This is a genomic window from Rheinheimera sp. ATLC3 (assembly GCF_059429535.1).
In genome coordinates this window covers 3,813,259-3,827,434 of sequence record NZ_CM182103.1, presented here as the reverse complement: position 1 = coordinate 3,827,434, position 14,176 = coordinate 3,813,259, and the positions used below count along the sequence as shown (strand labels likewise).

The window sequence follows — 14,176 nt, the reverse complement described above, 5'->3', positions numbered from 1 at the left end:
AAATAAAAAAAGCTGGCAGACGCCAGCTTTTTTTATTTTGCGGTTCTACTTCATCAGTTTACGACGATTCAACAGCAGCAAACCTAACCCCAGAATACCCAGGGTAGCCGGCTCTGGTACCTGGCGTGCAGTAACACGGGCCTGAACAAATAAGGTATTTTCCTCATCCTCTCTGGTATACAACGTATTGTCAGCGACAATAAATCCCTCACCGCCGAACAGACGAAACTCGATGGTATAAGTAATGCCATCAATTTCGAATACGATAGCTTCAGGTAAACCATCAATGGTGAAGGCATCGTCACAAGAGGAACCTAGTGGATTTGGTGGTGGGCAACCACCCTGATTTGGTGTTTCAACAAAACTAATGTCAAAGGTATCAGACGCCGGACCAAGCAACAGTGGCGACGTAATACTAAATTCAGACATCAGATCCAAAGTGTGCAGCGTAGTAGCCGGAGACGGTAATATAAAGTTCCTGTGGGTAATAATACCTGTGTCAACCCACGCACCATCGGTCACCAAAGTGCCAGACAGTGATACGATATCCAGACCACTAGGCCCAACACCGCCATTACTGAACCAGTCAACAGAGTTATAACCATCTGTAACTTCCTGTGCTCCATAGAAAGTTAAACCACAACCATTAGTACCGGGTAAATCACCCGCTGCACAATTGATAATCGAATCATCTGCAGAGTTGCGGGTTTGTGCAGAACCATCAGCCAACCAACCACTGGCTGTATCAAAATCGAATGAAGCTATCAGTGCTGCCTGCGCGCTGCCGGTGAGTAATGCTAAACCTCCAACGGCTGCGAGCAACGTTTTCTTGCTTTTCATAACGCCTCCATTTGTTATTGGGTCTATGCCAGCCACCTACTGCGCTAAGCTGACTGGGACAATAGAATGGGTGCATATACCGGGCCAGATTTACTTTGCCGTTATTTTTTAGATGTTTAGTAAAATAATTATGAAATGACAAACTCAAATTGTAAAAAAAGTAGACATCATACTAGCGCTGTATCAGGTCGTTTAGCAGCTTGAGGCTTTGCACTTTAAACAATTTCAGCAGTTGCTTCCATTCATATCGCCGGCAAAGTTTGTTAACAGCTTTAGCTAGCCGCAGTGCATTATTTTGCTTCGCGCAGAGGTAAATATCATGCCACATATGGTATTTGCCCGGTGTCCATATTTTGGCTTCCCGTAATTGCTTAAGCTCCGTCAGAGCAGGCAATGCAGGAGAGCTGACCCCGATTGCAGCTAATGTAGCCATGGTGCGCAGGCATTTTTCGCACTTACCACAGTTAAATTGGTCTGAGGCATTACATACCCGCAGAAATGCCAATGCCTGCTCTGAGCGGGCAATCGTTATGGTTTTTTTAACCCGGCTGACCATACCGTGATGTACCACTTCAGTCACACCATTGGTTAACAAAGGGTCTGTCATCGGGTGCGTAATAAAAGGTTCCAACTCCAATACATCGTGACTTGCCGGAACAAAAAGGCATCTTAAGCCTAAAGCCAGGCTGTAACTTATCAGCAGTACGACTTGACACCTTTGGGCAGATAGCTCAGGAAAGGCTTCTCTGAAGTTAGTTTCAATGACGATAAGGCGTTTACCGTAATGCTCAGCAAACTTGCGGGCACTCTCCAACGCCTTATCACAGCGCTCTTTTTCACGCAGCTGAATATCGAGGCCGAGACAAAAAATCAGGTAATCGATATTATCCTGTAGCTCAAAAAACGAATAGCTTGCATCCACTCCGCCAGAGTAAAACACTGCATTACCGTCGGGTTTGATTAGAGAGTCATGTAAGCTCGGATCGGTTATGTCAAAATTGACAAACTGCAGGTCGTTGAACCAACCTGAAAAAATCTGCTGGAATTTGGTAAGGTTTTTAATCAGGTCGCGGCTAAGCGTAAAAGTACTGTCGACACTTAACGTTTCGCCTAGTAGCATGGCTGGCATTAAACAGCTGGCAAATGCGGCATCAGCCGCTGCAGGCACTTTGATAACATCACCGCTGAACTTTAGTCGAACAGCCCGGTTATCGGCATACCAGCTCATCAGCACACCGTTATTATCATTCTCTATTTTTAGCGCAGACAGCTCCATTTCAGAAATCCTTTTTGCTAAATCAACTACCCCTTCACTATCGACTCACATTGCCATATGCAGACATAAAAAAGCCAGCATACCGCTGGCTTTCTTTTAAGACACTAAATTACACTTTCTGCCGGCGTAAGCTCAGCATTAACAGGCCCATGCCCAGTACAGCTATAGTCGCTGGCTCAGGAACAGACACTAAACGAGCCTGCACAAATAAATCATTGTCAGAGTTCTCAGCGGTACGCAGTAAGTTGTCTTCAATTAAGAAACCAGAATCTGCATCGCCCCACAAACGGAACTCGATAACGTATTTACGACCTTCAAAGGTAAACTCGATTGGTAAAGGGATACCAGAGATATTGAAGTAGTCGTCACAGGGTACATCAGAAAACTGAATATCAGCATCGCAGTAACCATAAGGGTTGTTTACTGTTTCTGTAAAACTGATACCAAAAGCTGAGCTTGCCTGAGCAACAAACGGGCTCACGATATCAAATACTGTGAACAGGTTTAACTCAGCCAAAGTAACACTACCGCTTCTGACCATACGGTTACGGTGAGTGATCATACCTGTGTCTACCCAACCCGCATCGGCTTCTAACACCCCATCGTATGACGCGATGTCTAATCCGCTGTACTGACCAGCAACCAGAGGGTTACCCCAGTCTACAGATGTGTAGCCCTGCGCAATGCCATCTGCAGCATTGTAAAACTCCAGACCACAACCATTTGAAGCATTGGTTGCGCCTGCAGCACAATCGTATACTGTCTCTACGCCGTTGCGATGACGGGTCTGAGGGGCATAACCGTTATAATTTAAACCGTCAGCTAACCAACCGCTGGATGTTTCAAAAGTAAGACTAAGTGGTGCAGCTGCTGCACTACCCGCAAATAATACTGCACTTCCAAGTGCCGCTACCAAAAAACCTAATCCTGATTTCATGACGCCTCCATTTCTACTTCGACTGCTGTTTATGCATGCGGCAACAACTGCTACATCACGAGCGACAACATGCAGTTATTGCGCCAATATTTTTAATACACTAATAACAATAACTTACGCAAACAAGTGGCGTGAAAGTAGAAACGAGTGTAAAAAATCCCTACACTTTCTGGTCGATAATATAACGGCCTGGAGACAGTAAGTTATTTGCATCAAACATATGCTTCAACTCCTGCAATAGCTGCTCATATTGGGGGGAGCTATACTCGGCTAAATATTGCATCATGCTGATATCAAGCCGGTATGGAAAATACCCATCTTGCAGCAGGTTTTTATATAGCTGGCGGCGACATGCTATCGCTTTTTGGTCCCAGTCAATATTGTCTCTTGAGTGTCGGTTAAAACTGATACTGATAACAGCATCCAAACAGCGCTCACTTAGCAACGTAAAGGTTATGCCGCCTTCAAAATCGAATGATGCCAGTGTTTCAGTTACTGTTTTCTCAATACGCCGCGCGTGCATTCCCTCTGCTGGTGCAACAACAGCACACCAAATCAAACCAACGCCATCCTGGTCTAGCCGATACTCGTTATCTGGTAGCTCTGGCATACGCCAATAAGCACTGGCCAGAAAACTATCACTGGGCTGCCCTTTCATCATCAGATGCACCGGTTTTAATACTGCTAACACCCGTGCCATGTCTCTACGAAGTAGCTTTGACAGTAACCATTGATACTTTTCAATAGCTTGCAATAAGGTATCACTAACAAAATTTAGCTGGGTTGCTTTGCAATGGCGAAATTGTTTTTTTAATGCTGATTTTGCCAGCTTTACCTGTTCTTTGGTGCCATATAACGCACCGGATACATTCCACACGCCAACCTGCCAATGTTTGCGCAACTGCTGCAGTCTTTGGGAAGTAAGCGGATATGCGGATTTTGCAGCATCTTCTGCGGGAAATTGCTGTAAGCCGGGCAGCACTCTAAATGGATTAGCGATATGTGGCAGACTTGTCAGATAACCCTGCCGTTTCAGTTTGCTAAGGCTTTCAACGATATCCTCAAGCATGTCTTGCTCTGTGGAAATATAGAATGCCAGAAAATTCTCTGGTTTTGGCATTAGCCACAGGGTAATACTCAGCACTACGCCCAGATTAGATTGGAAAAATAGTCCGTCTAACGCCGGCCCTAAACCTGGCTGATAAACGCCGGCTGCTTTAGCGCTACCAAAACGGTGCAGACCAGTTCTGATAACCCGACCATCAATTAACATCACCTCCAGGCCGCATACATATTTAACATGTTCACCATAAGCGGTATGGCCAAATCCACGCTCAACAGTATTGCCCACTACACTGCAGCTGGCGCTGGAGCCCGTGCAATCCATCCAATGATGGTCCCCTTGCTGTTTTAAAAAAGCAGCGAGTTCAGCCTGAGTTACGCCAGCCTCAACGGTCACAACACCGTTTTTCTGATCGTAATTACTTATTTTTTTAAGCCGGCCCAGGTTAAGAATCACGCTGCCCTCGCTGACAGGCAGCTGCGAGCCGTATCCCCAGTTTTTTCCTGAGCTCACCGTGTAGAGTTTCTGGTTATGCTGACGGGCTATGCCAAGACATTCTGCCAACTGTTCTTTTTCCGGATGAAGAATTGCCAGCACTTTAGCGCTATATGCAAAAGTCGCCTTTTGCGCATCTTTTAAGCTGGCTGTGTCATCAATAACCTGATCGTCAGCCAGCAGCTGTTTCCACGCAGATAACGCGCTGCCAAAGCCATTTGAAGGCATAAAGAAATCTCAATTGTCGTTTAACTGTAACGAACACCCCAGCCTAATTTCGGAAATTTACGTTTGATCGGACGGGGTTTTTCATTCGGATAAAGCTCTCTCTCAATTGACTCGAGCAATTTCACATAGCCGATCGACAGGTTCTTTCTGAACATTTCGGGGTTAATATAATACGCTGCCCGCTTGCCATGATACTCAACCGGCTCACCAAGTTGTTTAAACACAATCCCGACAAACGTAAGGCTTCTGGCCAAACGAGGTTCCATCATTACAAAAACGTGCTTTTTATTGTTATGCAGCGCCATTAGAGCGGCTGACAAATATAAACATATCGCGATATAAGGAAAGCAGCGCAGTTCTTTTTCAGAAAAGAATACTTCATTAATGACACCGGTTGCTGCACCTTTGTACTGATCGAATTTACGCCGGCGAAATGTCTCTGGCACCGCCAGCCGGGAGATTTCACAAATTTCACTTCTGGGAAAGGCAGAAGGTTTAATATCAGGGTCTGTAATGGCGTGCATACAATGCACTTCAATTGGCAGCATGTCGCCGGTCTGTTCTGATGTAATTAACCGTACGGTACCTGCGACTCTGCCTGTCGTAACATGACGTATCAGGCTATGAAAAGAATGACTGTCAAATTCATCCTGTTCCAGCCGGTTATTTCGCTCGTCCTCAAAATGCAATTCCTCACAATAAACCTGATGCCTGACATTAAAAACCTCAGATCTGAGCTCACTGGTATTGGCCAACTCAACTTTCAGAAACTGCGAAAAGTGATTGGCAATGGCGCTGGCGTCATTACTCGCGAGCCGGGAAATAGCCTTGTTGACAAGGTGTTTCACCACAGGAATCTTCTGCATGAACTTTAAATGTTTCATTTTTCACCTGCGATACTACGTCTACCAAAAATCTGTCGTTTTTGGCTGATAATTATGTGAATTAACGTTAGCACAATATTTGTGCTTTTGTGTTCAGGCTATGCGCCTTGCTTAACGTTACATGAATAACCGTTTACTTTTCAAAACTAAGGTTGCTGATTTATTTCACTATTTACTCTGACGCTGAATAACGATCTGTTCAAGCCAGGGTAAGTCGCTGGTAGTGGAATACTCCCAGCCAAACTTCCTCGGCGGACGCACGCGCCAATATGGCTTCTTGTCTTTGAGCCGGCTGGCTTTATTTTTACAAGGGGCCAGTAAAGCAAAAAAGGTCTCGGCAGATTGCCGGGAAATCTGTGGTTCAAAGTACAGCGCCTTCCCAAGCAGAGCAGCTACGTCACAGCTATGCTGCATATCGTTCCATGGATTTATATCCTCCATCTGCGCGTTATCAAATACCACCAGATACTTAGGCAACTGCTGTCCTTCAAACTTATCTTTACCAGGGTAAGTACCATGCTCCAGGATAAAACGGCCGAATAGCCGCAATAACTTCTCGGCCTTATCAGACTGAGTCAATTGGTGAAAACGCCAGATAGGATCTGCCAGCAATGCTAACATCCAAGGAGAACAAACAGCTGACTCGTCGGTCCCCCCTTCATGCGCTTTAAAAGTATGTTGCGGACAACCGCGCTGCGGCCAGCCATTGGCCGGTGAAATAACCATATCTAAGGTTGCATTGAGGATCTGCTCAATTCGTTGCAGTGCTTTAGCATCATTCGTCAATTCGTAATAACTTAAGGCAGCTTCAAGCGCTGCAGCTTGATTCCTTTCAGTCCAAAAACCCCGGTTACGGTATTCAGGGTTCCAATCCAGAGAAGCCAGATAAATACGGTTAATAGCGCGTCTGGCCGACTCATCACTGGTCAGCTGATAGTAATACAGCAAGCCCCGTGGCATCAGGTATTTAACGTCTTTTTTATCGACCAGTGAAAAATAACCATCGTCTGCCACTCTGGCCAGATAAAACTGACTTGCCGCTATAGCATCTTGTTTCCACTTAGGATCCCCGGTTAGCAAAAACAATTGTGTTAACGCTCTTGGCCTGTCGTACAAATACTGGCTGGCTTTATCCGCAGTGATTTTGTCTTTCTGCAGCAACTCAGCATCTGTCACATAGTTGGCGTAGCGTATCATCGGGTCTACGTACCAACTGGTATCAATGTTTCCAGTCACATGACCCGGCCCCCACAAGCCGGGCTGAGTAATGGCTTGCGCCACTGGCAAAAATATTAACAGTAAGACACTAATATGAGAAAAACGCATATTATATCCTCCATTTGACAAGAACAGGCCGGTGGTCGCCACTGCTTAGTTGTAGCACACCAGCTTCAAGCGGCATTAAATCGCCGCGATAAAGCTGATGGTCAATTCGAATACCATGCCAGCGTGTGTACTTGGTGTAACGCACTATTTGCGTTGGTCGCTCAGATAATGCGTTCCCCAGAGAAGAAAAGTAGTGCTGGTATATTGGTGATAAAACCGGCATGTTAAAATCACCGCCAATCATCAGTGCTTCTTCCTGAGAATGCGCCCAGTCGGCAATGATTGTCGCCTGTAGTTCTCTGTCCTGCTGCCTCACCTGCATAGCGGTATTATCAGGACTTAACTTAATTAGGGATTCCAGCGCAGGTCTTGGTGTTTCAAAGTGAACATTCGCCAGCAATAAATGACGCTCAGGTAAATTAAGTCGATAGAACACTGCAAAATTACCATAGCCCTGAAACAGGCTGCGGGACAGAGTTTGCTCAACGTCAAAAGGGAATTTACTGACAATACATAGGCCTGCATCGCAGTGGGTTTGCCAATTGTCGGCGTCTAGCGCCGTTAATTTTTCCAACCTGGCTTCCTGAAATATAGCAACTGACACCTTATGCTGTGTCATTAACTGCGCAAGCTGTTCTGTATTTGCCATATTACCTAGATTGGCAGACAACAAAACAAAGTTTGTGTCTTGTGCGCTGCGGCTTACAGGCCAGCTAACATCAAGTATTTTTGCTGCGACAAACAGCATAGGAACCAGCATCAGGCATTGCCAGCGAGTAAGTGATTTCCACCCAAGCAGCCAAGGCACAAACAGACCTAAAAACAACCAGGAAGGAGAATAAAGCACCAGCAAACTAAGCCACTGCAACCACTGCCATTTAGGCCAGTAAGATACCAGTGATAACAATAGTGCAAAAACCAGCGCAACAATACGTGCGCTGCGCCAGGCACGCCATGAACTATTTGGCATTATACAGTTCCCGGTAAAGTGCGGCCGTCTTAGTCAAAGAATACTGCTGCTCAACCCAACTGCGGGCCTGTCTGCCTAGTTTGACTCTTATCTCAGCATTTTGCAGCACACCTGAGATAACAGATTTTAGTTCATCTATATCGTTGAACTCATAAAGAAAGCCGGTTTCACCTGATTTCACAAGCATTGGATTTCCGCCAACGTTGGTTGCTATAACGGGTTTGCCGTACGCCATAGCCTCCAAGATTACCATTGACAGTCCCTCGGTACTCGAGGTGACAACCAGCATATCAATATGAGGATAAATATTTTGCCGGTCAATTTCCACGCCATGAAAAACCGCACGGATCCCACTGTGTTGCTGATGAAATGTTTCTAACTGTGATCGCAATTCACCATCACCAAAGAAATGCAACTCGAGCTGATTCTGGCTGTCGCTATCCATCTGTGATACTGCTTGTAACAGGCTTAACTGACTTTTCAATTTCACCATTCTGCCAACAGATCCGAGCCTGAGCACACCATTGTGCGCAGTGTTTTTATCATCTGTTAACGCTTGGGACGGCAATCTGACACCATTATCGATAATATACTGTGGCACTTTATGCCAGCCATGGTGGGCAAAGCTGTGTTTAGCTTCTGCTGACACAAAAGTAACTGCGTGAATAAAACTGCGGGTAAAACGGTGTAGACGTATCCAGTGTGGTTTATTTAAAGGTGCGGCGCCGTGGCGGGTATATATCAGTTTTTTATGCTTTAGCAAAAACAGATGAAATACCAGGCTCTTAAGTGCGGCCGGAGAATGAACATGAATGACATCAAAGCGTGTTAACAGCTGTAACCTTTGTTTCTGCGCGCGCCAGCCTTTACCGTTTGTAATCGTCAGCGGAATTTGATGTTCGTGGCACACCGACACCAGGGTGTCTTCTGCAAGGCCGAAAGATAAAATAGCAACGTTTAACCCCTGCCCGACCTGCTCCTGGCATAAGTCGATAACAAAACGTTCTGCACCCCCGACTTTTAAACTACTTACAACATGAATTACCGACTGCCTACCGGTAGTTGACATATCAATTCCTTATGATGTCAAAGATCTGGTGAATTATATATTTTTACGCCCTACATGGTAGACTGTACGTGATATAGTTTGAAAGATAAATATGTTCATTGGTATGTCAGGGAAGGATATCCGGGTGACCGCAACAGCAACATTACGCATTATGGAAGTGGTGCAAAGTCTCGAAAAAGGTGGCAGAACGGTAAGGTTCCATGACACGGTAAACGCACTGTGTCAGTCCGGCCATCAGGTTGTAGCAGTGTGCTTCGGCCCTTTTGATAAACCTACAGACGCTGAACATGATATTGCTCTGCCGCAGATATCCGGTAAAAAGTTTGGCCTGATCTGGCAGTTAGCTAAACTGATAAAAAAACACAATATACAGCTGGTACATGCGCATTGCGAGTCCAGCCAACTCTATGCCGGGCTTGCAGCTAAACTCTGCCGTATACCTGCCGTTGGCACTTTTCACCGCTCCAGACTTGAATGCTATAACCCCTCACTAAGTAACCGGTTTATCCGCTTTGCACTGTCACATTTTGTTGCGGTATCAAAAGATCGGATGCGGCTTTTGACCGATAATATGGGCCTGCGTGGTAGCGACTGCAGTGTAGTGTATGGCGGAACTTCGCTGTTGTCGGTGCCCGCGCGAACTAAACAGCAGGCCAGAGCTGAACTCGGCCTGGAAGCCGACAGTAAAATACTGCTCAGTATCGGTCATCTCGGCGCAATAAAAGGACATCAGGATACATTGCAGGCGCTGGCGTTGTTACACGATGCGGGTGTGCAGTTATTCATTGCCGGCACAGGCACTGAAGCAGAAAAAAACACACTCGTTGATTTAGCGCAATCACTTCAACTGCAACATCAGGTAAGGTTTCTGGGCCAGATTAGCGACCCGGCCTTGTGGCTGGATGCCTGTGATATCTTTGTACAACCGTCGCATGAAGAAGCTTTTGGTCTGGTGTTTATTGAAGCAGGAGCGCGGCGAAGGCCTGTTATTGCTACCCATGTGGGAGGCATAAAAGAGATTATTATGCACAGCCTGACCGGCTTTTTAGTTGCCCCGGCTTGCGCACAGCAATTGGCTGAAAGTATGCAAAAATTGCTTAATGATGCTGATTCATGTCAGAGCATGGGCAACGCAGGCTTCGATCGCGTGCAACAAACTTTTTCCGTTGAAGCGATGACAACGCAGTATCTTAAAATTTTTCAAAAACTTATGCTAAAAGAAGGATCTTATCATGACGCAAGCTAGCGTAACGGTAGTTATCAGCCCACGCGATCGCTACTCCGGCATCATTGCATGCATTGAAAATCTGTACCGTTGTACCCCAGAACCGTTTTTATTAAAAGTGCTGGATCTGGGTTACCCGGCTCATATAAAACAGCAACTTAAAGCCTTGCTGCAAAACAAAACTAACGCAGAGATAGTCGAGCTGGGGCTGATGATCCCAATGGATGCCGTCAGTAAAATCCGCGACAGTATCACGACACCTTATACCATGCTGCTGGATAACGACTCTAACGTGACTCCCGGTTGGCTGCCACCATTACTCGACACAGCCCAAAGCAGCGGTGCTGCAGTAGTAAACCCGCTGACACTGGAAAAAGAAGGCGTAGATGAAGGCGCAACGCTACGCAACCATTTGTACACCAACGCAATACAAGTCGTCGATGTCGAAGGTAAAGAGTATCTGATCGAGCACAAATCATATCGCCGCGCTCTGCCGCAGGATATTCCGCAGCAGGTAGCTGACAGTGAGATGTTTGAGTTGCATGGCGTGCTGTTTCTGACCAAAGCATTACAACAGATCGAATTACCGTCGATGGTGATCCGCGAACATATCGATATTGGTATTCAACTGCGTAAGCTGGGCTACAAATTACTCAGCCAACCAGAGTCTGTCATTATTTTCGATAATCTGGGCACACGCATGAGCTGGTTCGATATGCGCTTTTTCTTCTATCGCTGGGATCCAAAACTGACCTACACCTCATCCAGATTATTTGAGCAGCGCTGGCACTACAACTTTTATGCAGAACAAGCCATGTATCACTGGGTATTTCGACGTAAAGTGTTTTTGGTCTGTCGCTGGTTGTATCTGCCTATCTCTGTCAGCAATAAAGTTGTGCGTGTATTGGCGAAGTTAAAAACCCTGATTAAACCGGTTTGGAATCCATTGTCAGATCCAGCGGCCATAGCCCGCCCGGCAGATCTGGATAGATTTACTCATCAACCGCAGGGATAACCATATGCGAGTTTTATTCTGCCTGACAGCGCTGCTGCTGAGCCAATGGAGCCTGGCAGCCGACACTATCAATCTGCCAGAGCACATATCACGCATAAAGCCCTCTATTGTGGCTATAGGTTTGTTAAACCCGACAGCTTCCCCGCGCATTACACTGCTCGGCACGGGTTTTGTCACAGGTAACGGCAAACAGGTTGCAACCAATTATCATATTATCGCCCGGCCAACAGATCCGGCAACATTAGAGCAGTATGTTGTATTATCAGGTCAGGGCGAAAAAGTTGAAGTGCATAAAATTTTGCATATTGCAGAAGATTTAGCACATGACATTGCGGTGCTTCGCATTGAAAAAGCATTGCCGGCCATTAAATTGTCGAATGAAGCAATGCTTGCAGAGGGTAATTCTGTTAGTCTGACCGGTTATCCTATCACCTCGGTGCTGGGGCTATACCCTGCTACGCATACCGGTATTATTGCTGCGCATACACCTGTCGTTATTCCGGCACAAAACTCACAGCAGCTGCAAACAAACACTATCCGGGCATTAAAGCAGCCTTATCTGGTGTATCAACTGGACGCAACAGCTTACCCCGGCAACAGCGGCAGCCCATTATTTTCTATGGTTGACGGTACTGTTATCGGTATCATTAATCGCGTACACGTTAAATCTACCAAAGAGGCCGTATTGTCAGACCCCAGCGGTATAACCTACGCGATTCCGGTTGTTCACCTGCTTAACCTGCTCAACGCCGGAACGACCCGTTGATGCAGGACAGCGTTAGCTTGGTTTTTACAATCAGTTCAGCCGGTTTCGTGCTGGCGATATGCTGTTACGCTTTTTTGTTCCTGCTGTTATTGACAGACAAAGCCGTCAACAGAACCAAAAACCTGCTGCTGGCATTTGCCGCAGTACAGGTGTTCTGGGCAGTGTTCTACCTGCTGTTCAGTACACAGCCTTTTATCAGTGCCGACTCAGTTATTGTTGAGGCACTTCGCCACATACTTTTATTTTTGTTGTTATTTTCCTGCCTGAGTAGCAGTGAGATACGCTGGTGGTCCTTTTTGGCGCAAGGCGCGGTTAAACTTGTTATTCCAATAGTATTTTGCCTGGCACTGGTAAATGTCTTTGTTCCGGTAAGTAACAACATTATATTCAGCATCAACTTGTTATTGTGCATTGGTCAGTTAGCACTGCTTGAAGCGCTTTATCGCCGTGCCGGGCCTGTTGTCTGGCAGTTCAAACCTTTAGTGCTTGGGCTTGGCTTACAAATTTTGTTCGACTTTATTCTGTTGGCTGAAGCTGCGCTATTCAGCCGGATAGATCCACAGCTTTGGGCTGCCCGCGGTTTTATTGCTGCCCTGGTACTACCGCTGTTAGTCGTGGCTATTCGCCGTATCCGTTCGTGGGCCATCAGTGTATATGTTTCCAGAGAAATTGTTGTCAACAGCACCATAGTGTTGCTGGCTGGTATTTACCTGAGCGTACTGGCTGTTGCCGGCTTTTCCATTAAGTTGTTTGATCTTAGCTGGACAGGCCTGCTGCAGGCGATACTGATTGCAGCAGGCTGTCTGCTGTTTGCTGTTGTCGCCTTGTCGGGCAAAGTCAGACGCAGATTTAAGGTGTATATTGAGAAAAACTTTTACGCCAATAAATTTGATTACCGTACCAAGTGGCTAAGCCTGACACAGTATCTGAAGTCGTTGAAACTGCAGCAGGATGTTGACTATCAAGCCTACCTAAACGCCTGGCTCACCGCTACCGGCTACCAAAGAGGAGCACTAATCCGTGCTTTTACCCCATCACAGCTGCACGCAGTTGCTTGCCAGGGCCGGGTATCAGTGACAGCTGATGAGCTTAATCTGCTGCAACATTATTGTCAGCACCATGCCAGACCGGGCTGGATCACAGATTTATCTGATCAAACTGATAGTTTTGTGCAATTTAAAGGTGACACGCTGAAAATAGACGGCCACCTGATTATACCGGTTTTTGATGAGCAGCAGCTGTGGGGCCTGTGTATTCTCAATACCCCAACAGCAGAGCGGCTGAAGCTGAACTGGGAGCTCAGAGACTATCTGATGATTATTACCGAACAGATCAGCAGCTATTTATTGCTGACGCTGGCCAGTAAAGCGCTGAGTGAAAATGCTCAGTTTGCCGCTTTTAGCCGAATGTCTGCCTTTGTCGTACACGATTTAAAGAATGTGAAAGCTCAGTTAGACCTGATGCTGAACAACAGCAAAAAACATATGCAGAACCCCGAGTTTATCAAAGATAGCTTCGACACTCTGGAAGCCATGCAGCAACGGCTTGGTAATATGCTGTCACAACTAACAGATAAACGCAGTGACTCAAACAGCAGCAGCAAGTTTTCCGTGGCGCAAGAGCTGGAACAGGTAATAAAACTCAAGTGCGCAGTAAGAAAACCGCTGCCTACCCTGCATGTATTAAAAAACTGCATGTTGTCTTTAGATAAAGAGCGTTTTAGCAGCGTGCTTTATCACCTTATCGATAACGCCCAACATGCCACCGAAGAAACAGGCGAAGTAGTGGTGACCGTTGATGTTACCGCGGATACACCCAGCGCTATGTTACTGGTTACTATCACCGACACCGGATGCGGTATGAGCGAGCAGTTTATTCAGCAACGCTTGTTCAAACCGTTTGATACCACTAAGGGCAACTCAGGGATGGGAATTGGCGCTTATGATGCATTGCAGTTTGCTCAGCAGCATAACGGCCGGTTGACAGTCAGCAGCGTTGAAGGCAAAGGCAGCTGTTTTACACTAACCTTACCCGTCACTGACGACACAAAACAATAACAGCTGTGGCCTGCTAACTGCAGTG

Annotated in this window: 12 protein-coding genes; 4 read left to right on the top strand and 8 right to left on the bottom strand. The window is 46.3% G+C overall.

What is annotated here, in order from left to right:
• Positions 1-45: 45 nt before the first annotated feature.
• From AC5SV9_RS17840 to AC5SV9_RS17805, 8 genes are all read right to left on the bottom strand, one after another.
• Entirely contained in the window at positions 46-840 is a 795-nt protein-coding gene (locus AC5SV9_RS17840; protein WP_475149093.1) for a THxN family PEP-CTERM protein, read from the bottom strand.
• A gap of 172 nt (positions 841-1,012) precedes the next feature.
• A complete protein-coding gene (locus AC5SV9_RS17835) occupies positions 1,013-2,116 on the bottom strand; it encodes a hypothetical protein (RefSeq protein WP_475149091.1) in 1,104 nt (367 codons plus the stop codon).
• 109 nt (positions 2,117-2,225) lie between these two features.
• Positions 2,226-3,053: a THxN family PEP-CTERM protein gene (locus tag AC5SV9_RS17830; RefSeq protein ID WP_417707731.1), complete on the bottom strand. Its 828-nt coding sequence runs from the start codon at positions 3,051-3,053 to the stop codon at positions 2,226-2,228.
• Positions 3,054-3,213: 160 nt separating this feature from the next.
• Entirely contained in the window at positions 3,214-4,839 is a 1,626-nt protein-coding gene (locus tag AC5SV9_RS17825) for an FAD-binding oxidoreductase (RefSeq protein WP_475149089.1), read from the bottom strand.
• A gap of 20 nt (positions 4,840-4,859) precedes the next feature.
• Positions 4,860-5,723 carry a PEP-CTERM/exosortase system-associated acyltransferase gene (locus AC5SV9_RS17820; RefSeq protein WP_475149087.1) on the bottom strand — a complete coding sequence of 288 codons (864 nt, stop codon included), beginning with the start codon at positions 5,721-5,723 and terminating at the stop codon, positions 4,860-4,862.
• 168 nt (positions 5,724-5,891) lie between these two features.
• Positions 5,892-7,049, bottom strand: coding sequence for a hypothetical protein (locus AC5SV9_RS17815; RefSeq protein WP_475149086.1), 1,158 nt, complete (start codon positions 7,047-7,049; stop codon positions 5,892-5,894).
• 1 nt (position 7,050) lies between these two features.
• Positions 7,051-8,019, bottom strand: coding sequence for an endonuclease/exonuclease/phosphatase family protein (locus AC5SV9_RS17810; protein WP_475149084.1), 969 nt, complete (start codon positions 8,017-8,019; stop codon positions 7,051-7,053).
• Complete coding sequence (locus tag AC5SV9_RS17805) at positions 8,009-9,088, bottom strand: glycosyltransferase family 4 protein (RefSeq protein WP_475149082.1); 1,080 nt, start codon at positions 9,086-9,088, stop codon at positions 8,009-8,011. The genes AC5SV9_RS17810 and AC5SV9_RS17805 overlap by 11 nt, the downstream gene beginning before the upstream one ends.
• 124 nt (positions 9,089-9,212) lie before the next feature.
• On the opposite strand from AC5SV9_RS17805, the gene AC5SV9_RS17800 reads away from it, so the two are divergent.
• Genes AC5SV9_RS17800 through prsK form a run of 4 tightly spaced genes read left to right on the top strand, consistent with a single transcriptional unit; the run spans position 9,213 to position 14,151 of the window.
• Complete coding sequence (locus tag AC5SV9_RS17800) at positions 9,213-10,334, top strand: glycosyltransferase family 4 protein (protein ID WP_475149081.1); 1,122 nt, start codon at positions 9,213-9,215, stop codon at positions 10,332-10,334.
• A complete protein-coding gene (locus AC5SV9_RS17795) occupies positions 10,321-11,328 on the top strand; it encodes a glycosyltransferase family 2 protein (protein ID WP_475149079.1) in 1,008 nt (335 codons plus the stop codon). The genes AC5SV9_RS17800 and AC5SV9_RS17795 overlap by 14 nt, the downstream gene beginning before the upstream one ends.
• A gap of 4 nt (positions 11,329-11,332) precedes the next feature.
• Entirely contained in the window at positions 11,333-12,094 is a 762-nt protein-coding gene (locus AC5SV9_RS17790; RefSeq protein WP_475149076.1) for a S1 family peptidase, read from the top strand.
• 17 nt (positions 12,095-12,111) lie between these two features.
• Positions 12,112-14,151 carry an XrtA/PEP-CTERM system histidine kinase PrsK gene (prsK, locus tag AC5SV9_RS17785; RefSeq protein WP_475149074.1) on the top strand — a complete coding sequence of 680 codons (2,040 nt, stop codon included), beginning with the start codon at positions 12,112-12,114 and terminating at the stop codon, positions 14,149-14,151.
• Positions 14,152-14,176: the final 25 nt, after the last annotated feature.

Bases quoted from the DNA above. Each gene is read 5' to 3' on its own strand.
- AC5SV9_RS17840 (WP_475149093.1), bottom strand. From the start codon at position 840: ATGAAAAGCAAGAAAACGTTGCTCGCAGCCGTTGGAGGTTTAGCATTA.
- AC5SV9_RS17835 (WP_475149091.1), bottom strand. From the start codon at position 2,116: ATGGAGCTGTCTGCGCTAAAAATAGAGAATGATAATAACGGTGTGCTG.
- AC5SV9_RS17830 (WP_417707731.1), bottom strand. From the start codon at position 3,053: ATGAAATCAGGATTAGGTTTTTTGGTAGCGGCACTTGGAAGTGCAGTA.
- AC5SV9_RS17825 (WP_475149089.1), bottom strand. From the start codon at position 4,839: ATGCCTTCAAATGGCTTTGGCAGCGCGTTATCTGCGTGGAAACAGCTG.
- AC5SV9_RS17820 (WP_475149087.1), bottom strand. From the start codon at position 5,723: ATGAAACATTTAAAGTTCATGCAGAAGATTCCTGTGGTGAAACACCTT.
- AC5SV9_RS17815 (WP_475149086.1), bottom strand. From the start codon at position 7,049: ATGCGTTTTTCTCATATTAGTGTCTTACTGTTAATATTTTTGCCAGTG.
- AC5SV9_RS17810 (WP_475149084.1), bottom strand. From the start codon at position 8,019: ATGCCAAATAGTTCATGGCGTGCCTGGCGCAGCGCACGTATTGTTGCG.
- AC5SV9_RS17805 (WP_475149082.1), bottom strand. From the start codon at position 9,088: ATGTCAACTACCGGTAGGCAGTCGGTAATTCATGTTGTAAGTAGTTTA.
- AC5SV9_RS17795 (WP_475149079.1), top strand. From the start codon at position 10,321: ATGACGCAAGCTAGCGTAACGGTAGTTATCAGCCCACGCGATCGCTAC.
- AC5SV9_RS17790 (WP_475149076.1), top strand. From the start codon at position 11,333: ATGCGAGTTTTATTCTGCCTGACAGCGCTGCTGCTGAGCCAATGGAGC.